Here is a 24,403-nt window from a genome sequence, read left to right as displayed (position 1 = left end):
GGATAAAATTGCATATGCAATCCATCCCGTCCCTGCCCAGGAGCCCCTTCATGCCGTCCGAGCCGTCTGATCTCTGGTATTCATTTGTGCGCGCGCACCGCATGATGATTCGGGAAATCGAGCATCGCCTGGCAGCCGCCGGCCTGCCGGGCTACGCCTGGTATGACGCGCTCTGGGGCCTGGAGAGCGGGCCGGACGGCACCCGCCGGATGCACGAGCTGGCGGATGTCCTGGCCATCGAGCGCTATAACCTGACCCGCCTGATCGACCGCCTGGAACAGGAAGGCCTGGTCACGCGTTCGCGTTCGGCCGCCGACGGGCGCGCCGCCTTCGCCTCCATTACCGAAAGCGGCCGGGTGCTGCGCAAAAAGATGTGGCAGGTTTATGAATCGACAGTCGCCGAACTCTTCCTCAGCCAGTTCGGCCAGGCTGAACAGGCCGTCCTGGCAGATGGCCTCAACCGCACGGCAGCCGCCGTGCGCGCCGCTACCGGCCAGGCACGCAAATAGATGCAAAGACCAGGCCAAAACTTGGTCTGGTCTGACTCAGTCTGACTGGCCCGGTTGATAGCGCTGCAGGGCCTGCTGTATCACGACTGGCGGCAAGAAACCGTCTGCCACCAGGCTCATGAGCGCTTTCACAACGATCCAGCGCGCCTCCAGCGCAGTGCCCGCACCCTCGCCTGCCGTACGCAAGGAATCCGCCCCCAGCGCCTGGAACCGCCCCGGGACGAACGCACCGATCTGAGCGGCAATGAAGTGACTATAGCCAGTCACGGCAATTACAGGCATGCGACTGCCTGCCAGGCACTCATGGATATGCGCCGACTTCGGCCGCGCCCGAGGATGCAGCAGATTCCAGCGTTCCGCCGCATGCCCGTCCCGCGCCAGGCGGGTATAGCTCGGACAGCTCCAGACTTCGCTGGCAACGCCCCAGTCGTCCGCCAGCAAGGCCGCTGCCTGCCTGACGGCACCAAGCGTCCGTCCCGCTCCCAGCAGCCGCACGCCGGCTGTGTGCGGCGGCAAAGGCCCGGACAGACGATACATGCCCTTGAATGCCTGCCAAGCTTGGCGCCATGGCAGCGCTGCCGACGCGATCGCATCGTCATGCATGGAGAAATAAACAAAATCCGCCTTGCCATCGACATAAACCCAGCGCAATGCCACTCGCAACATGGCGAGCACTTCCGCACCGGAAGCCGGATCATAGGGTACGCCAACCATACTGGACGATAGCCAAAGCGGCAATGCAGGCTGCACGCTTTTGGGCCAGGCCGACGCGCGGATTTCAGCCTCGTTGAAGAAAACGCCCCGCTGCCGGCTTTCGTCCAAAGCGGCATGCAAGCCCGCCAGCGATGACGAATGCAGCATGTACAGCAATGGTTTTTGCGCCTGCGCACGCGTCTCGCGAAACCACAGCGGCCAGGCACTGACATGGCCAGTGCCTGGCCAAACGCCAGCCTGCGCAGCGGGCGCACCATGGATGCCTTCCAGTCCGTCCCAGCCCCCCTGTTCCGGCTCGGCCCCTTGAACCACCCAGGCCGCCGAACGCCGTATGTCCTCCGGCGCCAACACGGCTGCCGCTGCACGCATGGCCGCCCGCGGCGACAGGCGGCCGCAACGCTGTACCAGGGTCTTGTCCCTCAGGCGCAGCAGGCATGTCGTGGCTGCCTGCCTCACGGCGCTGCTGGGCCGTTGTGCGCTTCCTGCTTCCATGTCATCTCCCTCGGATATGACGGCACGGCTCCGGCGCTCGACCTGCGACGTACCCATCAAATCATACAATTGCAATTACAATCATTGTATTTGCAATTATATTGCCGGGCAACGCAAACAGGGCCGCCCAATAATGGCGCAGCCCTGCTACGGCTCAGCTCAAAGACGATGCTCAGAAATAGCGCTTCTTCTGAAATACCCAGGCCACCAGGCCGCTGATAAGCACCATGCTGATGACAATGGCGGTGAAGGCGCCCGGCTCTTCCTGGTAAGGCAGCGGCACATTCATGCCGTAAATGCTGGCAATGAGAGTCGGAATGGACAACACGATTGTCACGGCCGTCAGGAACTTGACGATGTGACTGACGTTGTTCTGGATGATATTGCCGTAGGCATCCATGACGTTGTTCAGATTGAGCTGGCTGATATGCGTCACGGCATGCGCCTGCTCCAGCTCCGCCTGCGCCACCTCGAACATCGCCGTCTCCTCCGGCCCGAGCGGCAGAGAGGCATCATGGCGTATCCGATGCATGACGTGCATCATGTTCTTCAGCGCCGTCGTCATGTAGATCAGGCTTTCATTCAGGTAGAGCAAGGCATACAGTTCCCGGTTCCGGTAGGAACGCGCCAGCTCGGCTTCCGCGCTGGCGATGTCCGCATCTATGTCCTGCATGACGCTGCCGAAGGCCTGGGCAATGCCCTCCACGATCGCCATGACATTGCCGGCCTGCCGGCCGGGTGCCAGATGCAGGCCGTGCCTATGGAAAAGATCCGGCGAAATCGCCGACACCTGGCGGCTGACCGTCACGATCAGGTCGCCTGCCACGATGACGCCCACTGGCAGGCTGCGATACTTCACATCCTCATCAACCGCGCTGACGCGCTCGTCGCGGCAGGGTTCGTGCAACAAAACCAGGCAGGCCTGGCCTTGCCGTTCTACCCTGGGGCGTTCTTCCGGGCGCAGCGCATCTTCGAAGAAGGCCGACGGCAGGCCGGTCGCGCTGGCGAGCTGAAGCCACTCCTCCTGCTGCGGGTCTTGCAGCTGAATCCAGCCGCAAGCCGGAATGGCCTCAGTCCGAACCAGGCGGCCCTGGGTATCTTGGGTATAAATGTGCATCATGCTGGTAATTCTCCGCAGGGTTCCGTGCAGCAGGCCTGAAGCCTTACTGCCGCAGGTATTTTTTCTTGTAGAAAACAAAGATCAGCGCCGCGCTGAGCAACAGCATGCCCGCCCCGACCACCACGGTGGAAATCCACTCTTCCTCATAAGGCAAAGCCACGTTCATCGAAAAAATGCTGCCTATCATCGTCGGGATGACCATGATGATGGTGAGCGCCGTCAGCACCTTGAGCACCGAATTGAGGTTGTTGTGAATGATGGCGGCATAGGCGTCCATCAGGTTGCTCAGGCTTTCGCGCCGCATCTCCGTGATTTCCGCCGCCTGGCGGATGTCGATCAGAATGTCGTGCAGTCGGCGTTTCTCCTCTTCATGGATACGGATATCCTGCCCGGCCATCAGGCGCCGGTAGAGAATGGCCATGGCACTGAGCGCCGTCGAAAAACTCACCAGACTCTTGTTCAGCGCAATCAGCGCGAAAAGCTCGGTATTACGGTAGGACGACTTGATTTTCTTCTGCAGCACCGCCACCTGCCGATTGATCCGTAGCAGGCTGTCGTCGTAGGCCTGGGCAATGGCACGGAACAGCAACAGACTGATCCGGGTCTTCATATAGCTGCGGAAATCCCCATGACGGCCCTGCAGCAATTCATCCACCAGATCGAGCTTTTCACGCGACACAATGACCAGATGGTCTTGCACATGGATCACACCCACCGGGGTGGTGCGCCAGGCCGGCGCGTCGCCCGCCATGCGCCGTGGCGCATTGACGACGATCAGCGTGGCGCCTCCCTGCTGGGCGATGCGCGGCAGTTCGTCGCGATCCAGCGAATCCTCGAAGAAATCCAGGGGAATGGCCAGCGCTTGCGCTACCCGGTCGATTTCACCCGCGTCTGGATTTTCCATGTGAATGATGGCGTTGTGGGCAATATCCCCGACCCGGGCCAGCATGCCCGCGTCATCGCTTTTATAGAAATGCAGCATAATTTTTGTTCCTGCAGTATCAGAGGATGCGGCGTGCCTTGAAGCCGGCCACCATCAGTGCCGCCAGCAACAGGCCCAGCAGCCCGAGCACCGGCAATGCAAAGGGTTCATCCTGGAATGGCAGCGGCGTGTTCATGCCATAGATCCCTGCGATTCCCATGGGAACCGCAGCAACGATGACAAAAATGGACAGGTACTGCACGACCAGGCTCAGGTTGTTTTCCACCGCCGCCGCATAGGCATCCATCAGGTTGCTCAGATTGATGTTGTGGATTTCGGCCATGGCACGTGCCTGGCTGGTTTCAACCATGGCGTCCTCCAGCATCTGGCGTGCCAGGGGATGCTGGCGCACCAGCATTGATGCCGACACACGCTGCAGGAGTTTGAGGTTCGCTTCCAGCGCGCCGAACAGCTGATTCAGGCACTTGTTATGTTCCAGCAGATCAAATATCTGGCGGTTCACAATGGCATGCTTGAGCTGCGCCTCAATGCGGTCCACGCCCGCGTTGATCTCCCGCAAGGCGTCGATGAAACGGTGTGCGCCGTCGTGCAGCAAGCTTGCTGCCTGCAGGCATCCCCCCGCCTCCGCAGCGTCTTCCTGGCGGATCAGAGGTGCTGCGGCCTGAGCGGCATGGCTGCCTACCAGGACATGCTGCGCATTGGCCAGCAGCGAGACATAGCCGATGGTAAAGGGACGCGCCGCCCCTGCGCCTGAAGGAACGGGCACGGCAAAGACCAGCAGGATGGCGCCATCCTGCTCCTTGAACAACGGTCGCCCCTGGCGAGGCGTCAGGCAGACGTCGATCAACGATGCAGCAAATCCGTAGCGTTCGGCCAGCGCGCGCCATTGTTCGGCCCCGGCAGGCAGCGCCACTGCCGAGGACGCTCTGCCGCTGCTGCGCCAGAGAGGCGGCAGGCCCGCTGCCGGCTGGAATTGGTTCAACATGGAAACCCCTTATATTGCTGCCCCTTGCCACTACGATCTGGCTTGCACGCCCTGAACGAGCGTATCCGGCAAAGCAGGCCACCCGGCCTGCCAGGTAGGCAGGAGACAATGGAAATCAAGTTTGGCCGCCATGCTGGCCTAGCGGCCTATTTGGCCTACTGGCCGTCACGGCCGGAATCCGCGACGCTAGAACTGATGCGTGATGCCTAGGGCTGCGCGCCGGGTTCGCGGCGCATCCTCCCCCACGACATCCTCCATGGCGTAACGCTGCCCCATGGCGACAAAGCCATAGAGTGACGTACGGGGAGACAGGGCATGGACATAGCCCAGCGACATGACACGGACCGTCCCGGCGCGATCGCCGCCATCCTGCCAATGCCAGCTCGGTCGGGCCTGCGACCACTGCAATTGCAACTCGTCCTGGCCCATCGGCACGGCAATGCCGGCATACACGGCATCCAGGCGGCCGCCATCCAGAAACTCTGCGGGGCCCATGCCTGGCAGGCCCATGGCTTCCAGCCCGGCCGGACCTTCCCCGCCGTTGCGTCCCACAAACCCGTTGCGCTGGCGACTCCAACCCGCCGCCACTCGGGCGAACTCGACATCCGCGCTCAAGCCCAGTTGCAAAGTGGCAGGCCGGTGCGCCTGGCCTGCCTCCCCGGCCACGCGCCCCATGGTTTCATAGCTGGCTACCAGCAGCCAGTCGTCCATGGAAAACTGCAGCGCGCTGCTGAACACATGGGCCCGCCCCTTCTCGAAACCGCGTTCACCGACATCCGGGCTATAGCTCAAGCCCGCCTGCAGCCCATGCCACTGAGGACTGATCCAGCCCAACAGATTCGACACCTGGTAGTTATCGGATGCCCGCATCAAGGCTCCCATGCCGAAATCCTTCCAGCCGGCGATTTCAATCCCGGAAACAAAAACCTGCCCCGCGGTGAACTGCCGCCCCAGGCGCAGCTCGCCCATTCCTTCGCTGCCCAAACCGATCCAGGATTGATAATTGAACAACCGGCCCGGTTCTTCGGCACTGCCGGTGGCCGCATCCAGCCCGCCTTCCAGCGCGAAGTTCACATAGGCGCCGTCCGCCAGATCCTCCCGCCCTCGCAGCCCCCAGCGTGAATCGGTCTGTCCACCGCTCAGCAAGCCGGTTCCCGTGCCCGCGCCTTTGACATGGGTTGTGACCACGCCCACATCCACCGTGCCATACAACGTCACTTCGGCAGCTTCCAAGGTGCGCGGCGCCCCCAGGGACAGAACGGCCACGGCCATGCCCGTTCCCAGCACACCGGCCTGGCATTGCCATTGGCGTCCGGCCTGACGTCCCAGCTGCCGCCAGATGCCCGCCAGCGTCAGGCGTGGCGCTTCATGCGCAGGTTCTTTCAGCAGCAGGCCCAGCAGGGTCTGGTTGCCGGTCGCCAGAACCAGTGCACTGCCGCTGCCGGCCAGCACCCGATCCCCCATCGCGCAACTATCCGGCCAGGCTTGAAAAATAGCCCGATCGAGCAACAGGCCCTCCTGGCGAATCAAGCGCACATCGGCGGGGACGATATCGCCGGCCCCCAACTGAATGATGTCGCCCGGCACCAGCAGGCTGGCCGGCACCCGGCGCGCCAGATCATCCTCCTGGCCGTAGGTTTCCAGCCGCCGCAAGACCGACACCCGGCGATCCTTCAGGCTGCGGGCCAGCCGCGCCAGCGCCGGCGGCGCAGCGGCGGGAATACGGGGCCGGTTCGGGCCGTGGCGCACCAGGCGGCGCAAGACCTCTTCGAAAGCCAGGCCGGAGATATCGCTGGACAGTACTCGCAGGCTATCCGCCAGCGTCAAGCGTGCATGTTCCTGCAACGCGCAGCGGGCGCGCCGGACACTGAATCCCGCCGGCATGGGTGGCACCGTGCTGCATGACGCAGCGCGTGAAAAAAACAAGGTTCGCATGAGGGCATCCTGTAAACCGCGCAAGGCGGAATGCCCCCGGCGAAACTATCGGGCCGAGCACACCCCTGCCCTTGCTGGTGAAAGGCAAAAGTCGTCAATCAGGAGGAAAGTCGGGGGGGCGCCCGCCGGCTTGAGCATCAAGCCAACGGGCCTACTCTCGTCATCATCCATCGGTTCGGCTCCATGAAAATGCTGCATTGCTGCCGCCCGGTTCCCGTCTGTCGAATCCCGCTGCTGCAACGAAAAAGATTGTCGCACCCGGCCGGGCGCAATGCTATTGGCCTCTTGGGTTGCCATACGACATCTTTCGATATGCCGCCGATACCTTCGGATAGTGCGCACCCCCATCATGCGCGGATATCCCGCCACCACCGGCGTCCCCAACGAACAAGATCCGCTTGATGGGCCTTGTCCGCGCCCGGCCAGCCGCCCCCGCCCGTCAGCGCTGCGGGCGGAAAAGACAACGGCCCGGCAAGCCCCTCAAACACAGGAGCCGGCCGGGCCGTTCGGCGCTGAAACGGGTCAGCGCAACAGATGCAGGTAGTGCAAGTGTTTCTCGTACTGGTCCAGGATATCCCCGATCACCGCATTGCGGTTCCAGCCCATGATGTCGTAGTTCTGGCCGCCTTCCTTGAGGTGCACCTCGGCACGGAAGTACTTGCGTTCATCGTTGCTGTCATCGTCGTTGTTGACGGTGAAGGTCGGGCGGGCATAGGCGCGGGGCTGCACCTCATAGATGAAGTCGATTTCATCGCCATGCATGACTTCCAGGCGTATGCCGCCCTGCTCCAGCTCTGTCACCTTGACGTCCTGCGTATTGCCTTCCAGCTCCTTGGCCACATCCTCGCAGGCCGGTTTGACGACTTCCTGAATGAAGCGATTGACGTGCGCCCGACGCGGCATGACCATGAGATTGCGCAGCCGGCGGCGCCAGTTGTCATCGCCATGCTGGGCGCGCGGCGCCAGGTGGTTCTGGTAGCGCATGCCGCGCTTGACCAGATCCAGCCGCAAGGCGCGCAACAAGCCTGCCAGCACCGCCAGCAACACCACCGCAAACGGCAAGGCACTGATGATCGTCATGGTTTGCAAGGCAGCCAGGCCGTCGGCCAGCAACAGCACAATGGCCAGCACACCCATGGAGATCGACCAGAACACCCGCTGCCAGACCGGATTATGCTCGCTGCCGCCGGACGCCAGGAGGTCCACCACCAACGCTCCCGAGTCAGCCGAGGTCACGAAGAAGATCAACACCATCACCACGGCCAGGTAGGACATGAAGGTTGCCATCGGCAACCGGTCCAGCAAGGCAAACAGCGCCAGCGAATTATCGGATTTCACGATCTGGGCCAGCTCGGTGTAGCCATCGGCCAGCAGCATATGGATGGCGGTATCACCAAATACCGTCATCCACAGGAAAGTGAAGCCCGCCGGCACGAAAATCACACCGCCCACGAATTCGCGGATCGAGCGGCCACGCGATACGCGGGCAATGAACATGCCGACAAAAGGCGACCAGGAAATCCACCAGGCCCAGTACAGCAGTGTCCAGCCGCCCATCCAGTCGGTCTGCTCATAGGCGTACAAGTTGAACGTCTTGCTGACGATCTCCGACAGATAGGAGCCCGTGTTCTGGATGAATGCCTTGAGCAGAAACACCGTGGGGCCAGCCAGAAACACGAACAGCATCAGCAGGATCGCCAGGATCATGTTCAGTTCGGACAGGCGGCGTACGCCCTTGTCCAGGCCGGAGGCCGCGGACATCGTAGCCAGCGCCGTCGCGACCGCGATCAGGATGATCTGCACGGTGGTATTCACCGGCACATCCAGCAGCAGGTTCAGGCCGCTGTTGATCTGCAGCACGCCGAAACCCAGCGATGTCGCCACGCCGAACACGGTACCGATGATGGCGAATACATCCACGGCATGCCCGATGGGACCACGGATCTTGTCACCGATCAGCGGATACAGGGCGGAACGCAGCGTCAGCGGCAAGCCATGGCGGAACGAGAAAAACGCCAATGACAGCGCCACTACCGCATAAATGGCCCAGGCATGCAGCCCCCAGTGAAAGAAGGTAATGCGCATGGCCTCTTTGGCCGCCGCCACTGTCATCGGGTCGCCAACCGGGGGAGCGATGGTGTGCATCAGCGGTTCGGCCACACCGAAGAACATCAGGCCGATGCCCATCCCGGCGCAGAACAGCATGGCGAACCAGGTGGTATTGCTGTAGTCAGGCTGGCTATGGTCCGGCCCCAGCTTGATGCTGCCATAGCGGCTGATCATGCAGAACATGACGGACAGCAGGATCAGCGCGACCGTCAGGATATAGAACCAGCTGGCATTGATGACGATCCAGTTCTGCACGACGGCGAACAAGGCCTGTGCCCGGATGGGGAAAACCGAAGTCAGAACGACCAGCAGCAGGATCAGGCCTGCCGCCGACCAGAACACGGGCGGATTGATAACAAGTTTCGGCCTGCTGCCGGTGGGAGATGCTGCCATACACCACTCCTGCAAATCAGGCGACAGCACATCGGAATCCACCGTCGAGACGGCAGACCCCGATCTATTGCCGCAGTGTTAATCCCATTAACGCATTGTTGATGCGAGATACCGCTTTCAACGCCGAAAATCCGGCATCGACGATCTGGGGTGAAAGCCCTTAATCGTAACGGATCTCCACATTATCTGCCCCCAACCATGTCACCAGGTTGTCAAACATTTGATCTGCCATACGCACGCGCCAGGATTCTCCCAGCTGTATCAATGCCGTCGCATCCGGACGCTGATAGAGGATTTCCACTGGCACACCGAGAATCCCATTTTCCGGTTCGGCACGGAACGGATTGAGGGTACGGCGCAACGCCGCGGTATCGGCCTTGGCCTGCGGAATGGTCAGGCGCAAGGCCCGGGCCCGTGTCTCGCGCGCAGCCTGCAGATCGAACAGGGATTCAGCCACAATGCGCGTGCCGCCGGAATAATCGTCGTGGCTGACCTTGCCCTGCACGATCAGCAACTGGTCTTCACGCAAGCGATTGCGGTTCTGTTCGTACAGTTCGTTGAATACCGACACTTCCAGCTGCGCAGTGCCATCGTCCAGCACGGCGAACAGCATTTTGCCGCGCCGCGTCAGTTGCGTGCGGACGGAGCTCAGCGCACCGGCCAGCCACTGCAATTCGCGCGAGGGCTCGATGCGTGTGAGCGGGGTGGGAACAAAACGCCGCACCTCGTCACGCCAGGCGTCGAACAGATGGCCGCTGAAGAAAAAGCCCAGGGCCGCCTTTTCCTCGGTCAGACGCGTGCGCAAATCCCAGGGCGGCACCTTGGCCAGTTCACCGGCCACGACAATGGCGGCATCGTCATCGCCGAACAGCGACACCTGGTCTGCGCTGCGCGCCGCCTGGTCAGCAGCTTCCATTGCCAGCGGCACCGAGGCCAGCAGCGCCGCACGGTTATCGTCCAGCCCGTCGAACGCGCCGGCACGAATCAATGCTTCGATGGTGCGCCGATTCACCGAATGACGGTCGATACGGCGGCAGAAATCGAACAGATCACGGAATGGCCCGGCCTGGCGCACCCGCAGGATTTCCTCGACGGCGCCCTGCCCCGTCCCCTTGACGGCACCCAGGCCATAGCGCATGGTGCGCGGCGGCTTGCCCTTGGCGGTATATTCGTCCTCGACCGGCTCGAAGCGGTAGGCAGAGGCATTGACGTCCGGCGGCAACACCTTGACGCCGTTATCCAGGGCATCGCGCACAAAGGTCTGGACCTTGTCGGTGTCGTCCATATCGGACGACAGCGTGGCGGCCAGAAACTCTGCCGGATGGTAATACTTGAGCCAGGCCGTCTGGTAGGAAATCAGCGCGTAGGCGGCCGAGTGCGACTTGTTGAAGCCGTAGCCCGCGAACTTTTCCATCAGGTCGAAAAGCTTGACGGCCAGATCGGCGTCATAACCCTTCTCTACCGCGCCTTTCTCGAACAGCTCGCGGTGCTTGGCCATTTCCTCGGGCTTTTTCTTGCCCATGGCGCGACGCAACAGGTCGGCGCCCCCCAGCGAGTACCCGCCGATGATCTGCGAGATCAGCATCACCTGTTCCTGGTACACAATCACGCCGTAGGTACTCTTGAGCGTGGCTTCCAGATCCGAGTGAAAATAATCGACCTCGGCACGGCCGTGCTTGCGGTCCACGAAGTCATCCACCATGCCGGATTCCAGCGGTCCGGGCCGGTACAGGGCCAGCATGGCGATGACGTCTTCAAAGTTGCTGGGCCGCAGTTTCTTGAGCAGCTCCTTCATGCCGCGCGATTCAAGCTGGAATACCGCCGTGGTATTGCCTTCGCACAGCAGGCGATAGGCGTTCACATCGTCCAGCGGCAGCGCCATGACATCGAAATCGCGCATGCTCGGGTTGAACTGGCGCACATAGCGCACCGCCCAATCCAGGATGGTCAGGTTGCGCAAGCCCAGAAAGTCGAACTTCACCAGGCCGACGGCTTCGACATCATCCTTGTCGTATTGGGACACGACGCTGGTTTCGCTGCCCGGCTGGCAATACAGCGGGCAGAAATCCGTGAGTTTCCCCGGGGCGATCAGCACGCCCCCGGCGTGCATGCCGATGTTGCGGGTCAGCCCTTCCAACGGACGCGCCAGATCCACCAGCGCGCGCACTTCCTCTTCCTGCTCGTAGCGTTCACGGAAAGCCGGTTCGTTTTCCAGCGTCCGCTCCAGCGTCCAGGGGTCCGCCGGATTGAAGGGAATCATTTTCGACAGGCCATCGCAGAACATGTATGGCATGTCCAGTACGCGGCCGGCATCACGTACCACCGCCTTGGCGCCCAGCGTGCCGAAGGTGGCGATCTGGCTCACGGCGTCGCGGCCATAGCGCTCCTTGACATACTCGATCACACGCTCGCGGTTGTCCTGGCAGAAGTCCACGTCGAAGTCGGGCATGGACACCCGCTCGGGGTTCAGGAAGCGTTCGAACAGCAAGTCATAGCGGATCGGGTCCAGATCGGTAATACCCAGGCTATAGGCCACCAGAGAACCAGCGCCCGAGCCCCGCCCTGGCCCGACCGGCACGCCATTGCCCTTGCCCCAGTTGATGAAGTCCGCCACGATCAGGAAGTAGCCGGGAAACCCCATCTGGATAATGGTGCGGCACTCGCGATCCAGCCGTTCGTCATAGACAGGCCGTTCGCGGGCACGCTGTTCGGCGTCGGGAAACAGGAATACCAGCCGTTTCTCCAGGCCTTCGCGCGACAGCTGGATCAGGTAATCATCCAGCGAGATGCCGTCTGGCGTCGGGAAATTGGGCAGTTGCGGCTGCCCCAGCGTCATCACGAGGTTGCAACGCCGGGCAATTTCCACAGTATTGGCCAGCGCCGCAGGCACATCGGCAAAACGCTGCGCCATTTCCTCCGAACTCTGGAAATACTGCTGATCGGTAAAACGCCGCACCCGCCGGGGGTTGCCCAGCAACTCCCCTTCGGCAATACAAACCCGCGCCTCATGGGCCTGGAAATCATCGCGTTTCAGGAACTGCACCGGATGCGTGGCGACGACCGGCAGGCCGAGCCTGGCGGCCAGGCGCATGGCCGCCTGCACATAGGCCTCATCGCCATCCCGCCCGGCGCGCTGCAGTTCGATATAGAAGCTGCCCGGACAACGTTGCTGCCAAGCCCGGGCCAGCGCCTCGGCCGCAGCCAGATTGCCGGCTTCCAGTGCTTGCCCGATATCGCCCATGCGGCCGCCGGACAGCACGATCAGGCCATCGGCGCTGTCTAGCCATTCGCGCCGGACCTGCGCCCGCCCGCGCTGCGTATTGCCCAGCCAGGCACGCGTCAGCAGATCGCATAATTGCAGATAGCCGTTCCAATTGCGTACCAGCAACAGGACACGGAAAGGCTTGTCCGGATCTTCGTCATTATTGAGCCAGACATCGCAGCCTGCCACTGGCTTGAGGCCAGCTCCCCTGGCGGTTTTATAGAATTTGACCAGGCCAAACAGATTCGTCAGGTCGGTCAGGGCCACGGCCGGCTGGCCGAATGCCGCAGCCTGTTTGACCAGTTCGGGAATCCTGATGATGCCATCCACGACCGAAAACTCGGAATGGACACGCAAATGGACGAAGGGGGTAGCGGGAAGCGATGCAGTCATGGGGCAGGATTGTAACCATCTGGCAGCCCGAGCATGCAGCAAACATTGGTTACGGATGCTTGCACAGACCGTGCCAAGCCCCCGCCATGCGCCTACAATTGAAACATGCACGCGCACCGGTGCCTCGGAGCCGCCTTCCGCATCCGCACCCGCGCTGGTTCCGCTGTTTATTTAATCCAGGAGTCACTGGCAATATGAAATGGATCATACCGGGCATCTGGCTGGCCGCCATCCTGTTCGCCCACTTCCGGGGCCGTGTCCGCTTCCCTCTGCACAAGCAGTTGCTGGATCACTCCATCCTGCTCGCCCCCGTCAACGCGTTCATGGTGCTCTTCTCCAAAGTGCCCACCACGCCCTATCTGGATGAAAAATACCTGCCGTCGTTGAAAAAACTCGACGACAACTGGGAAATCATCCGCGACGAGGCGCTGGCCATGGCGGAAATGCGACACATCAAGGCCGCACAAAAGCATGACGATATCGGCTTCAACTCGTTTTTCAAGGAAGGCTGGAAGCGTTTCTACCTGAAATGGTATGACGCCCGCCACCCCTCCGCACAGAAGCTGTGCCCACGCACCGTGGCGCTGCTCAATGAAATTCCCGAAATCAAGGCCGCCATGTTCGCCGAGCTGCCCGCCGGCAGCAAGCTCAATGCCCACCGCGACCCGTACGCCGGTTCGCTGCGCTATCACCTGGGGCTTTCCACCCCCAACGATGACCGCTGCTACATCAACGTGGACGGCATCCACTACAGCTGGCGCGACGGCGAAAGCACGATTTTCGACGAAACCTATATCCACGACGCCCGCAACGACAGCGAAGGCAACCGCATCATTCTGTTCTGCGACGTCGAGCGCCCGATGCGCTGGCGCTGGGCCCAGGCGTTCAACAACTGGTTCGGCCGGGTCGCCATCTCCGCTGCCAGCGCTCCCAACGAAAGCACCGACAAGACCGGCGCCATCAACAAGCTGACCCATTTCCACTGGGTCATCGACCAGAAGCGCAAGGCTTTCAAAAAGTGGAACCGTACGGTTTACAAGCTGACCAAATACGCCCTGATCGTGCTGGTCGTTCTTGCATTCATCCTGCTCTGATCCCTCAGGCAGGACGAGCCATGGCGGCAGGCTGACAACAGCCTGCCGCTTTTCTTGAGGCCTGGCCGATGACCGTCCAACTGCTGCTGGCGCTCGTTCCCATTGCGCTGCTGATCGCGCTGGGATGGTGGTTGCGGCAACGCGCATTCCTGTCGGAGCATTTCTGGCCGCAAGCCGAACGCCTGGGCTATTACATCCTGCTGCCCGCACTGTTTCTGCACGGCTTGGCCAGCGCGCAGCTGGACGGCGTTCCGGTCGCGGCCATGGTCACCACGCTGATCGTGTCGCTGCTGGTGGTATCGGCGCTGCTGGTCTTGCTGCGCCACCGCCTGCCTGTAGGCGATGCTGCCTTTACCTCGGTATTCCAGGGCGGCGTCCGCTTCAACAACTATGTCGGTGCCTCGGTGGCCGTCGGCCTGTTCGGCGCGCAAGGCATTGCGCTGGCCGCTGTCGCCACGGCCACGATCGTGCCGACCGTGAATATCCTGTGCGTCCTGGTCTTTGCACGCTACGGCAGCATCCAGTCACCCTCACTCCTCCACTTGCTGCGCCACCTGTTCACCAACCCGCTGGTGGTCGGCTGTTTCATCGGCATCGTGCTGCATGTCAGCGGCCTGGGCATGCCCGCAGGTATTGGTCCCGCCCTCAAGGCGCTGGGCCAGGCCTCTTTGCCACTGGGCCTGCTTTGTGTCGGTGCCGCGCTGGATTTTTCCACTTTGCGCAGCTGGCTACGCCCGGTAGCCATTGCCTCGGTGGCGAAATTCCTCGTCTTGCCCCTGGCAACGCTGGCCGCCTGCCGTGTCTTTGGCCTGCAAGGCCCGGCCGCCATTGCCGCGCTGATGTTCCAGGCGCTGCCCACGGCGTCTTCGTCCTACATCATGGCCCGCCAGCTGGGCGGCGACGCGCCGTTGATGGCGGGAATTATCGCCACGCAAACCGTGCTGGCCGCGCTGGCCTTGCCCCTGGCCGTCATGGCGGCGCTGGCCTGAGGCCAGCCCCGCCACCGCCTCCGCAATCCCGGGCGTACATGCACGCGCCAGACCGTCCTGGAATACAAAATCCCCCTGCCGGCAACCTTGCCGGCAGGGGGATGGCCACCAGCGCGGGCTGGGCGCCAGCCTCTCAGGCCGGCGCCTGCGCCTTGCCTCTACCCCAGGTGTTCTGCGAAGAAAGCCAGGGTACGCTGCCATGCCAGCCTGGCGGCATCGGCATCAAACGCGGCGCGATGGTCGCAATTGAACCCGTGGTCGGCTGCATACACATGCACAGTGACATCATGCCCGGCCTGCGCCTGGCGGAAGGCCGCGACGCTGTCCTGCGGAATATGCGTGTCGCGCTCGCCGAAATGCGCCAGAACCGGCACCTTGGGCGTTCGCCCGGCTTCTGCCGGTGTTGTCACGCCGCCGCCATAATAGGCCACGGCGGCAGCCAGGCCGCTGGCATTGGCTGCCGCGCGCCAGGCGATCAAGCCGCCATAGCAAAAGCCGACGATGCCGACCTTGCCGCCAGCGGCTTGTGCGGCATAGTCGATCACGGCCTGCACGTCGCCCGCCGATGCCTGCGCCACACCTTCGAGCGCCGATTTCAGCGCAATGCCGCGCTTCATGTCCTCCGGCGCATACCCCATATCCACGCCCGCTTCGATCCGTTCGAAGATCGCCGGCGCCAGCGCCAGGTAGCCCTCCTGGGCGTAGCTGTCGGCCACGGCCTGGATATGGGCGTTGACGCCGAAAATCTCCTGAATGACCACAATCGCGCCACGCGGCGTGCCCGCCGGCCTGGCTTCATAGACAGGCAGGCGGAAACCGTCACGTGAGTCGATCTGAATGAACTGGCCCATTTTCTCTCCTTTGCGTCATGTCCCGAATAGGGGGATACCGGATAATTGGTCCCGGACAGAACCGGGTTCTGCTTGTGGCGCAGGCGACCGGCCTGCGCCTGATTTCAGCGCCGCAACGACTCCCAAGCTTTCTGCAGGCGTTTGACCGACACCGGCATGGGCGTACGCAGCTCCTGGGCGAACAGGGCCACGCGCAATTCTTCCAGCAACCAGCGGAACTCATCCAGCCGCGCATCGGGTGCCCCTTTGCGGGCAGCGCGCTCGCGCTGCCACAGGGTGTTGAGGGTCGCGAACTCCGCCAACAGCTTGGCGTCACGGGCAGGATCGGCGCGCAATTTGTCGATGCGCGCCACGGCGGCCTTCAGGTAGCGCGGAAAATGCTTGAGTTGCGCATAGGATGTATCACGAATGAACCAGCGGTGCACCAAAGCCTGCTGCTGTTGCTGCAGGTCGGCATAGGCCTGCGCATGCGCCTTGGCCTGGGGCAGCTTGCGCTGCAGGGCCGTCCACTCGGTCAGTACCTCATTGACCAGGCGCGCCACTTCCTGAGCCAACAGGCCCAGCCGCCCCTTGCCCTCGGTGACGCGGCTGGCGAATTCCTCCGCGTTCACCGGCCACGGTTCAGCCAGGCAGGCTTGCGACAAAGCGCAGTCCAGCAGCTGATCGCGCAATTCCTCCACCGTCCCCAGCGGCAGATACAGCATACCCATGGTATTGAGATCACGCAGGTTTTTTTCCTGGAACTTCACCTGCTCCTTCAACGCCAGGCGGAACAGCCGCAGCAAGCCCTGACGATGGCGGCGGCGTGCTTCCTGAGGGTCATCGAACACATCCAGATCGCAGGACTGGCCGTTATCCACCAGCGCCGGATAGCCGATCACCGACTGTCCCTTGCGGCGGATTTCCATGACCTCCGGCAGCTCACCAAAACTCCAGCTGCTGATGTTGTCATGCGCCAGCGCTTCGGACACCCCCGCGTCCCGCGCGGCGACCTGTTGGAACTGATTCTGCGCCTGGCGCCCGTGTTCGGCGCGTATCGCATCCAGATTGCGTCCGGCTGCCAGCATGCGGCCATGTTCATCCACCAGGCGAAAGTTCATGAACAAATGCGGCGGCAAGGTTTCCAGCTTGAAATCGCCGGGCGCCGGACGTACCTTCACCTGTTCCCACATGTCCGCCGCCAGCGCCTCCAGCAGCCCCATGCCAGGGTTCTCCAGACGCTCGAACCAGCGTTCATAGAAGTCGGCAGCGTACTGGGGCAATGGCACGCAATGGCGCCGCATCTTCTGCGGCAACGATTTCAGCAGCAAATGCACCTTTTCCTTGAGCATGCCCGGCACCAGCCATTCGCAGCGCTGCGCATCCAGCTGGTTCAACGCGAACAACGGGACCGAAAGCGTCACGCCATCCTTGGGTGAACCCGGTTCGAAGTGATACGACAGCGCCATGGAAACGCCGGCCCACTCCACCTGCTTGGGGAAAACATCGGTCGTCACGCCCGCCGCTTCGTGGCGCATCAGGTCTTCACGCCGCAGCAGCAGGGCCTGGGCCTGCTCGCGCGACAGACCTGCATACCATTTCTCCAGCGATGCCGTCTGGCTGATCCCCTCGGGCAGCAGGCGGTCATAGAACGCGGCGATCAGGCTATCGTCCACCAGAATATCGGGGCGGCGCGACTGGTGCTCCAGCTTTTCGATCTGCGCAATCAGCTTGCGGTTGCGCGCCACGAAATCCGCCTTGGTGTCGATTTCGCCCGTCACCAGGGCTTGCTGGATGAACAGCTCACGCGCGTGCTCGGCATTGACGCGGCCATACTGCACCCGCCTGCCGGTATAGATGGGCAGACCGTAGAGCGTGGCGCGTTCATTGGCGACGACCTGGCCGGATTTCTTTTCCCAGCGCGGGTCCGACCAGCTGCGCCGCAGCAAATGGCTGCCCACGGACTCCACCCAGGTCGGTTCGATGCGCGCCACACAACGTGCATACAGCCGGGTAGTTTCCACCAGTTCGCCCGCCAGCACCCAGCGCCCGCCTTTTTTTGCCATGCGAGAACCCGGGTGTATCAGGAAGCGTATCTCGCGCGCGCCCTGATACTGCCCTCCTTCTTCGCTGCGCAGGCCGATATTGCCCAGCAAGCCGGCCAACAAGGCACGATGCAACTGTTCGTAGGTCGCATCCGCGCTATTGATGCGCCATTCGTGTTCCTGCACCAGCGCCAGCAGCTGGCTATGCACATCACGCCATTCGCGCATGCGCAAGGGAGACAGGAAATGCTGCCGCAACACGCCGGCCTGCTTGCGCTGCGACAGGCCGCTGCCGGCCTGTTCGCCATACCAGCGCCACAGTTTCAGATACGACACGAACTCGGATTTTTCGTCCTGGAAACGTGCCTGCGCCGCCTCCGCCGCTTCGCGTTCGGCCAGGGGGCGGTCTCGCGGATCCTGTACCGACAGGGCCGAGGCGATCACCAGCACTTCCGCCAGGCATTGTTCATGGCGCGCGGCCAGGATCATGCGCCCAACACGCGGGTCCAGCGGCAACTTGGCCAGGTCGCGTCCGGTACGCGTCAAGGCATTGGCGTCGTCCAGCGCCCCCAGTTCCTGCAGCAGCTGATATCCGTCAGCCACCGCCCGCCCGGTGGGAGGTTCGACAAAGGGAAAGGTTTCAATATCGTCCAGCCCCAGCGCCTTCATCCTCAGGATGACCGCCGCCAGTGACGAGCGCAGGATTTCCGGATCGGTGAATGGCGCGCGCGAATTGAAATCGCCCTCGTCATACAGCCGGATACATACGCCCGGGCCCACCCGGCCGCAACGACCGGCGCGCTGGTTGGCCGATGCCTGGCTGACCGGCTCGATGCGCAGTTGCTCAACCTTGTTGCGCCAGGAATAGCGTTTGACCCGCGCCAGGCCGCTATCGACGACATAACGAATGCCTGGAACCGTCAGCGAGGTTTCCGCGACATTGGTCGCCAGCACAATGCGCCGCGCATTGCCACGCGGCCGGAAAATGCTTTCCTGCTCCGCCTGCGAAAGACGCGCAAACAAAGGCAAGATTTCCGTACCGGCCCGCACATTGCGCCCCAGCGCCTCTGCCGCTTCCCGGATCTCCCGTTCGCCCGGCAGGAACACCAGCACATCCCCCGGGCCCAGGCGCGCGCATTCATCCACGGCATCGACAATGGCATCGACCAGATCGCGCTCTTCATCCCGTTCGCGCTCCCGGCCGCGGCCATTGCCGGTCTGGCGCGCCGCCGTCTCGGCATCCTGTTCTTCACGCACCGGTCGGTAGCGGATTTCCACCGGATACAAACGCCCCGACACGGCAATGACCGGCGCCGGCTTGCCGTCGGCATCGGCGAAATGCGTGGCAAAACGCTCGGCATCAATCGTGGCCGAGGTGATGATCACTTTCAAATCCGGCCGGCGCGGCAGAATCTGCCGCAGATATCCCAGCAGGAAATCAATATTCAGGCTGCGCTCATGCGCCTCATCAATAATGATGGTGTCGTAGCGCCGCAACAACGGATCGCGCTGAGACTCGGCCAGCAGGATGCCGTCCGTCATCAATTTGATGGCGGCGCCCGGCCCGGCTTTTTCATTGAAACGAATTTGATACCCCACCAGTTCGCCCAGCGGGGTATTCAGTTCTTCCGCAATACGCTTGGCCACGGAGGTCGCGGCAAGACGCCGCGGCTGCGTGTGGCCTATCATGCTGCGCCCAGCGGCACGGCCGATTTCCAGGCAAATCTTGGGTAGCTGCGTGGTTTTCCCGGAACCGGTCTCACCGCTGACGATCACCACCTGGTGCGCCTGAATGGCGCGGGCGATTTCGTCCCGGCGGGCGCTGACGGGCAGATCTTCCGGATAGCTGATGGCGGGAAGCACGCGTGGCTGCGTATGGGCGGCACGGCCTTTGGCCGGCGCGGATGACTCTGACATGGAACTCCTGTGAACTGGCGCGGATACCGCAGGCGGGACCTCTTGTCTGTGTTCGAACACAGCGCGGGCATTTTGCAGCATCCAAACGGCACGCTGGCCGCTGGCAGATATTATAATTTTCCTGTCCGGGCTGCATCCGCTTCCCGGATTCCTGCCGCCGGCCCCTGGGCCGGCCTTGTTTTAACTGGCGCAGCAACGACGTCCTGCGGCACCAGCGATGGTCAGATCTTCTGCTGTCTTTCTGTCCCGCTGTCTGTTCTGCCCTGCGCTCCGCTGCCTGCCACGGATCCTCCAGCCTCCTTCCTACCCATTTTCAAGTCTTAGCCTGACATGCCCGACGACCCCGTACCAGAAATTCTCTCTGCCCAGGAAGCTCCTGAATTTGCGCCCGCGCAATTCGTGCGATGGTTCCGCGACGTTGCGCCCTATGTACATGCATTTCGAGGCAAAACCTTCGTCGTGGCCTTCGGGGGCGAATTGGTACAGGAAGGAGCGCTCAACGCGCTGGTACAGGATTTATCGCTGCTGTCCGCGCTGGGCATCCGGATGGTGCTGCTGCATGGCTCACGCCCCCAGGTCAATGAACAGCTCCGCCTGAAAGGCTATGCCAACCGCTTCGGCCTGGGCCTGCAGCCCATGGATGCCGCCGAACTGGAGTGCGCCAAGGAAGCTGCCGGCGAAATCCGCCTGGATATCGAAGCAGCCTTCAGCCAGGGGCTGCCCAACACCCCCATGTCTGGTTCGCATATCCGCGTGATCTCGGGCAACTTTGTCACTGCGCGGCCCGCCGGCATCATCGACGGCGTCGATTACGGACATACCGGCAAAGTGCGCAAAATCGACATCGACGCCCTGCGCTTTGCCATCAGCCATGACTCCATCGTACTGATTTCCCCGTTGGGCTTTTCTCCTACCGGAGAGGCCTTCAACCTGGCGGTAGAGGAAGTCGCCACCAGCGTCGCCGTCGCCTTGCGTGCCGAGAAATTGATTTTCCTGACGGAAAACACCACGGTGCACAATCCGGACGGCAGCGTCGATACCGAGCTGGCGCGCGAAGATGCCGACAATCTGCTGGCCACCTCCGCGCTCGATGAAGTCACTGCCTATTTGCTGCGCTATGCCTCCCTGGCCGTCAAGCGCGGCGTGGCGCGTGCGCATCTGGTGCCTTTCACGCTGGATGGCAGCGTGCTGCTAGAAATCTTCACCCACGATGGCGTGGGCACCATGGTGGTCGAAGATACGCTGGATGACCTGCGCCCGGCCACACTGGATGATGTCGGCGCGCTGCTGCAACTGATCGAACCGCTGGAGGCCGATGGCACACTGGTGCCGCGCGGCCGTACCACCATCGAACGCGATGTGGACAATTTCAGCGTGCTCGAACACGATGGCGTGATTTACGGCTGTGCCGCGCTGCATGCCTTCCCCAAGGAACAGATGGCGGAAATGGCCTGTCTGATCGTCCACCCGGAATGGCAAAGCGAAGGCGGCGGCGACAAACTGCTGCGCCATATCGAAACCCAGGCGCGCCAACGCGGCTTCAAGCGGCTGTTCGTGCTGACCACACGGACCTCGCACTGGTTCATCAAGCGCGGCTTTGTCCAGGGCGGCATTACCGACCTGCCGCGCGAACGCCAGGCCAACTACAACCGTTCGCGCAACAGCATGGTGTTCATCAAGCGCCTGTAGGCGTCCTTATGGCGCTGCCTGCCCGCCAGGGCAGCAGCGCCTGGGCCCGTGCCACGCGCACGCCTACAAGCGTTGCCCCGCCGGCGCATCCCGGCCAACACCGGCCCAAGGCCCAAGCTGCCTGGGCAGCTGGGCATGGCAGGTTAACGCCGCCCTGGTCTGATATACCCCGGCAAACCTAACGGCTATGCCGCTCATCCCGCTGCCGGGCATTTAAAATCCCGGGAATGCAGGCATGGCTGCATGACCGCCATGCTTCCCCTTTCACCCCGGGCGCTGCCGCGCCCGGCCCGCTGCGCCTATCGACCGGCCTGCTTGCCGGCAGGCGCAACGCACGTTATTTCCAGAGGTACAGCGATGCCCCGTATGATCCAATGCGTCAAACTGAAGAAAGAAGCCGAGGGCCTGGAACGCCCGCCTTACCCCGGCGCGCTGGGCCAGCGCATCTGGGAGAGCATCTCCAAGGAAGCCTGGGAGGAATGGCTGGGCATCCAGACGCGCCTGGTCAATGAAAACCGCCTCAACCTGGCCGACGCTCGTGCCCGCAAATATCTGACGCAGCAAATGGAACGCCATCTGTTCGAAGACAGCCAGGTCGAAGCTCACGGCTTCGTGCCGCCCTCCGCCTGATGTCTCGGCTACCGGGCACCGGCCACCGGCTGGCCGGCCCGGTTTCTGCCGCAGCGCCTTGGCTATGCACTCAGGCCAGCCATTTGAGATAGCTGCGGCGCTCGATATCCTGCACCTCGATCGTGACGGAACAATGTGTCAAGGGCAGCACCTGCAACTGCGCCAGCACCGCCTGCGCGAACGCCTGCTTCTGCTCATCGGTGCGGCCTGCCAGCAAGCGCAGCGTGACATGAATGAACTCAGCTGAGTCAGCCCCGACGCAATAGGCGTCATAGGCTTGTGCCCGCACCTTGATATCACTGCCATCCGGTTCGAACAAGGCCGAATCCATGGCCCCGGCAAACACCTGCCTGACCAGGCTCCGGCCATCCAGTGCCGCGGCATGTTCGATAATGCAATGTGGCATGTCGCCCTCCTTGAAAAGCCGCTGTCTTGCCTGCTTGCCTGCTTGCCTGCTTGCCTGCTTGCCTGCTTGCCTGCTTGCCTGCTTGCAATAGCATACTGCCCGGAAGCCTGTTCCCCGCAAGGGGACAGACGTCCGGGCAGACGAAATGCGTTTGCCGCGTATCGCCCCGCTTCACCGCTCAGACGCGGCAGAGCGACACGCAGACACCTCAGGATTGCGCGTTATTGCTGTCGCTGGCCTGTTTTTCGTGAATGCTGATGGGTTCTTCACCAGCCGCCGTACGCTCGGCATTCTTCACGCCGGTATGACGCACATCCGCGCCGTGCACCATATAGATCACGCGCTCAGCCATGTTCTTGGCATGATCGCCGATGCGCTCAAGCGCGCGCGCCACGAAAATCATGTCAATGGCACGCGAAATCGTGCGCGGATCTTCGATCATATAGGTGATCAAATGGCGCAGCGCGGCTTTCCATTCGCGGTCCACTTCCTTGTCGCTGCGCACGACGGCAGCAGCCTGCACCGCATCCTGGCGCGCGAAGGCGTCGAGGGTCTGACGCAGCATGGTGACTACGCTATTGGCCATATGACGCAGCTCGATCACAGGCATGCGTTGCTGCTCTGAATCGTGGATGCGGCGGGCCAGCGAGGCGATCTTGTCAGCCTCGTCGCCCGAACGTTCCATATCGGTCAGCATCTTGGAGACGGCCAGCAGCGTACGCAAGTCAATGGCGGTAGGCTGATGCAGCGCCAGCGTGAGGCCAATGCGCTCGTCGATTTCCACTTCGCGGCGATTGACTTCCTTTTCGCGCTCACGCACTTTCTCGAACAGCACCGGGTCGTTACCGGCCAGCGCATCGACTGCTTCGCTGATCATCGCTTCAACGACACCGCCCATCTGCAGGAATTGGGAACGGATGGTTTCCAGATCCGTCGCAAACTGCCTGTTGGTATGCTCACTCATCCTGTGATCCCTGCCTATTCAAAACGATCCATGTGAAGAACGCCGGCCACCTCCAGGCGTTTGCGCTGCGGCATGCTCAATCGCCCATGCCGGTGCGCAGGAGCGCCCATTCAGGCGCCCGCCTCTGATGGCCTTATGTCAGAAAGAGATCTTATGACCTAATCATGACAAATTCATGAACGCGCCATACACCGCATGGCCACCGTTCTTCAACCGCGCGCACCCGGCAACAACCGTTGTACGCCGTCACGCCCGGCCAGCAGCGCAAGGTTGGCGCCACGCAGCGCAAACAGGCCGCAGGTGACCACTCCGGGCAGATTGTTGATTTCCTGCTCCAGGCGCGCCGGGTCAGTGATTTCCAGCCCTGCCACATCCAGGATGACGTTGCCGTTATCCGTCACGAACCCCTCGCGCAGCGTCGGCGTGCCACCGAAACCGTGCAAGGCACGCGCGACGGCTTCGCGCGCCATGGGCAGCACTTCCACCGGCAGCGGAAAGCGGCCCAGGCGCCCGACCAGCTTGCTTTCATCGGCGATGCAGACGAACTGCTCCGCCACCGAGGCCACGATTTTTTCGCGCGTCAGCGCACCACCGCCGCCTTTGATCATGTTCATGCCTGCGTCGATTTCATCGGCGCCGTCCACATAAACCGGCATATGCGTCACATCATTGAGATCCAGCACCGCGATGCCATGACCAGCCAGACGCTCCGCACTACGCACGGAACTGGCGACTGCACCCCGGAAACGGCCGGCGTAACGCGCCAGGCCGTCGATGAACAGGTCTGCCGTGGAACCCGTCCCGACACCGATGATGACGTCGGCACCCAGCATGGGTTCGATATATGCCAAAGCGGCGTCAGCCGCCTGCTGCTTGAGTTGTTGCTGCGACAACATGAATGAAACCTGTCAGTCAGAAAAAAGAGAAAACATCATACGCCCACCCGGCCTGAACGGCAGCCGGCTTGAACCCGCGTCGCGTGCC

17 protein-coding genes are annotated in these 24,403 nt (G+C 62.3%); 5 read left to right on the top strand and 12 right to left on the bottom strand.

What is annotated here, in order from left to right:
* Positions 1-50: 50 nt before the first annotated feature.
* Positions 51-509, top strand: coding sequence for a MarR family winged helix-turn-helix transcriptional regulator (locus ACNA1V_RS00725; RefSeq protein WP_415831651.1), 459 nt, complete (start codon positions 51-53; stop codon positions 507-509).
* A 36-nt stretch (positions 510-545) separates the two neighbouring features.
* Here ACNA1V_RS00725 and ACNA1V_RS00720 read toward each other — a convergent pair whose 3' ends face one another.
* From ACNA1V_RS00720 to dnaE, 7 genes are all read right to left on the bottom strand, one after another.
* Positions 546-1,715, bottom strand: a complete 1,170-nt coding sequence (locus ACNA1V_RS00720) for a transketolase-like TK C-terminal-containing protein (protein ID WP_415831650.1) — start codon at positions 1,713-1,715, stop codon at positions 546-548.
* A gap of 172 nt (positions 1,716-1,887) precedes the next feature.
* The gene (locus ACNA1V_RS00715; RefSeq protein WP_415831649.1) at positions 1,888-2,835 is read right to left on the bottom strand and encodes a magnesium transporter CorA family protein; all 948 of its coding nucleotides are present in this window, start codon (positions 2,833-2,835) and stop codon (positions 1,888-1,890) included.
* Between the two features lie 43 nt (positions 2,836-2,878).
* A complete protein-coding gene (locus ACNA1V_RS00710) occupies positions 2,879-3,817 on the bottom strand; it encodes a magnesium transporter CorA family protein (RefSeq protein WP_415831648.1) in 939 nt (312 codons plus the stop codon).
* A 19-nt stretch (positions 3,818-3,836) separates the two neighbouring features.
* The gene (locus ACNA1V_RS00705) at positions 3,837-4,763 is read right to left on the bottom strand and encodes a CorA family divalent cation transporter (RefSeq protein ID WP_415831647.1); all 927 of its coding nucleotides are present in this window, start codon (positions 4,761-4,763) and stop codon (positions 3,837-3,839) included.
* 186 nt (positions 4,764-4,949) lie between these two features.
* Positions 4,950-6,698, bottom strand: a complete 1,749-nt coding sequence (locus tag ACNA1V_RS00700; RefSeq protein ID WP_415831646.1) for a porin — start codon at positions 6,696-6,698, stop codon at positions 4,950-4,952.
* 522 nt (positions 6,699-7,220) lie between these two features.
* Complete coding sequence (locus ACNA1V_RS00695; RefSeq protein ID WP_415831645.1) at positions 7,221-9,200, bottom strand: BCCT family transporter; 1,980 nt, start codon at positions 9,198-9,200, stop codon at positions 7,221-7,223.
* 160 nt (positions 9,201-9,360) lie between these two features.
* Positions 9,361-12,855 carry a DNA polymerase III subunit alpha gene (dnaE, locus tag ACNA1V_RS00690; RefSeq protein WP_415831644.1) on the bottom strand — a complete coding sequence of 1,165 codons (3,495 nt, stop codon included), beginning with the start codon at positions 12,853-12,855 and terminating at the stop codon, positions 9,361-9,363.
* Positions 12,856-13,049: 194 nt separating this feature from the next.
* On the opposite strand from dnaE, the gene lpxO reads away from it, so the two are divergent.
* Both lpxO and ACNA1V_RS00680 read left to right on the top strand, forming a co-directional pair.
* Complete coding sequence (gene lpxO / locus ACNA1V_RS00685; RefSeq protein WP_415831643.1) at positions 13,050-13,949, top strand: lipid A hydroxylase LpxO; 900 nt, start codon at positions 13,050-13,052, stop codon at positions 13,947-13,949.
* 68 nt (positions 13,950-14,017) lie between these two features.
* Entirely contained in the window at positions 14,018-14,938 is a 921-nt protein-coding gene (locus ACNA1V_RS00680) for an AEC family transporter (RefSeq protein ID WP_415831642.1), read from the top strand.
* Positions 14,939-15,096: 158 nt separating this feature from the next.
* Here ACNA1V_RS00680 and ACNA1V_RS00675 read toward each other — a convergent pair whose 3' ends face one another.
* Together ACNA1V_RS00675 and hrpA are read right to left on the bottom strand one after the other, a co-directional pair.
* A complete protein-coding gene (locus ACNA1V_RS00675; protein WP_415831641.1) occupies positions 15,097-15,789 on the bottom strand; it encodes a dienelactone hydrolase family protein in 693 nt (230 codons plus the stop codon).
* Positions 15,790-15,893: 104 nt separating this feature from the next.
* A complete protein-coding gene (gene hrpA, locus ACNA1V_RS00670; RefSeq protein ID WP_415831640.1) occupies positions 15,894-19,730 on the bottom strand; it encodes an ATP-dependent RNA helicase HrpA in 3,837 nt (1,278 codons plus the stop codon).
* A 330-nt stretch (positions 19,731-20,060) separates the two neighbouring features.
* Between hrpA and argA the strand changes: the two genes are divergently transcribed.
* Together argA and ACNA1V_RS00660 are read left to right on the top strand one after the other, a co-directional pair.
* Positions 20,061-21,419 (top strand): amino-acid N-acetyltransferase, encoded by a 1,359-nt coding sequence (gene argA / locus ACNA1V_RS00665; RefSeq protein ID WP_415831639.1) that lies wholly within the window; start codon positions 20,061-20,063, stop codon positions 21,417-21,419.
* A 357-nt stretch (positions 21,420-21,776) separates the two neighbouring features.
* Positions 21,777-22,049 carry an oxidative damage protection protein gene (locus tag ACNA1V_RS00660; RefSeq protein WP_415831638.1) on the top strand — a complete coding sequence of 91 codons (273 nt, stop codon included), beginning with the start codon at positions 21,777-21,779 and terminating at the stop codon, positions 22,047-22,049.
* A 70-nt stretch (positions 22,050-22,119) separates the two neighbouring features.
* On the opposite strand, the gene ACNA1V_RS00655 is transcribed toward ACNA1V_RS00660, so the two are convergent.
* The 3 genes from ACNA1V_RS00655 to rpiA all read right to left on the bottom strand — a co-directional run bounded on the left by ACNA1V_RS00655 (position 22,120) and on the right by rpiA (position 24,315).
* The gene (locus ACNA1V_RS00655) at positions 22,120-22,455 is read right to left on the bottom strand and encodes a 5-carboxymethyl-2-hydroxymuconate Delta-isomerase (protein ID WP_415831637.1); all 336 of its coding nucleotides are present in this window, start codon (positions 22,453-22,455) and stop codon (positions 22,120-22,122) included.
* Positions 22,456-22,663: 208 nt separating this feature from the next.
* Entirely contained in the window at positions 22,664-23,419 is a 756-nt protein-coding gene (phoU, locus tag ACNA1V_RS00650; RefSeq protein WP_415831636.1) for a phosphate signaling complex protein PhoU, read from the bottom strand.
* A gap of 209 nt (positions 23,420-23,628) precedes the next feature.
* Positions 23,629-24,315 carry a ribose-5-phosphate isomerase RpiA gene (gene rpiA, locus ACNA1V_RS00645; RefSeq protein WP_415831635.1) on the bottom strand — a complete coding sequence of 229 codons (687 nt, stop codon included), beginning with the start codon at positions 24,313-24,315 and terminating at the stop codon, positions 23,629-23,631.
* Positions 24,316-24,403 lie beyond the last annotated feature (88 nt).

The organism is Kerstersia similis (assembly GCF_965139615.1).
GTDB lineage: Bacteria > Pseudomonadota > Gammaproteobacteria > Burkholderiales > Burkholderiaceae_B > Kerstersia > Kerstersia similis.
This window is presented reverse-complemented; position numbering and strand designations above follow the sequence as displayed.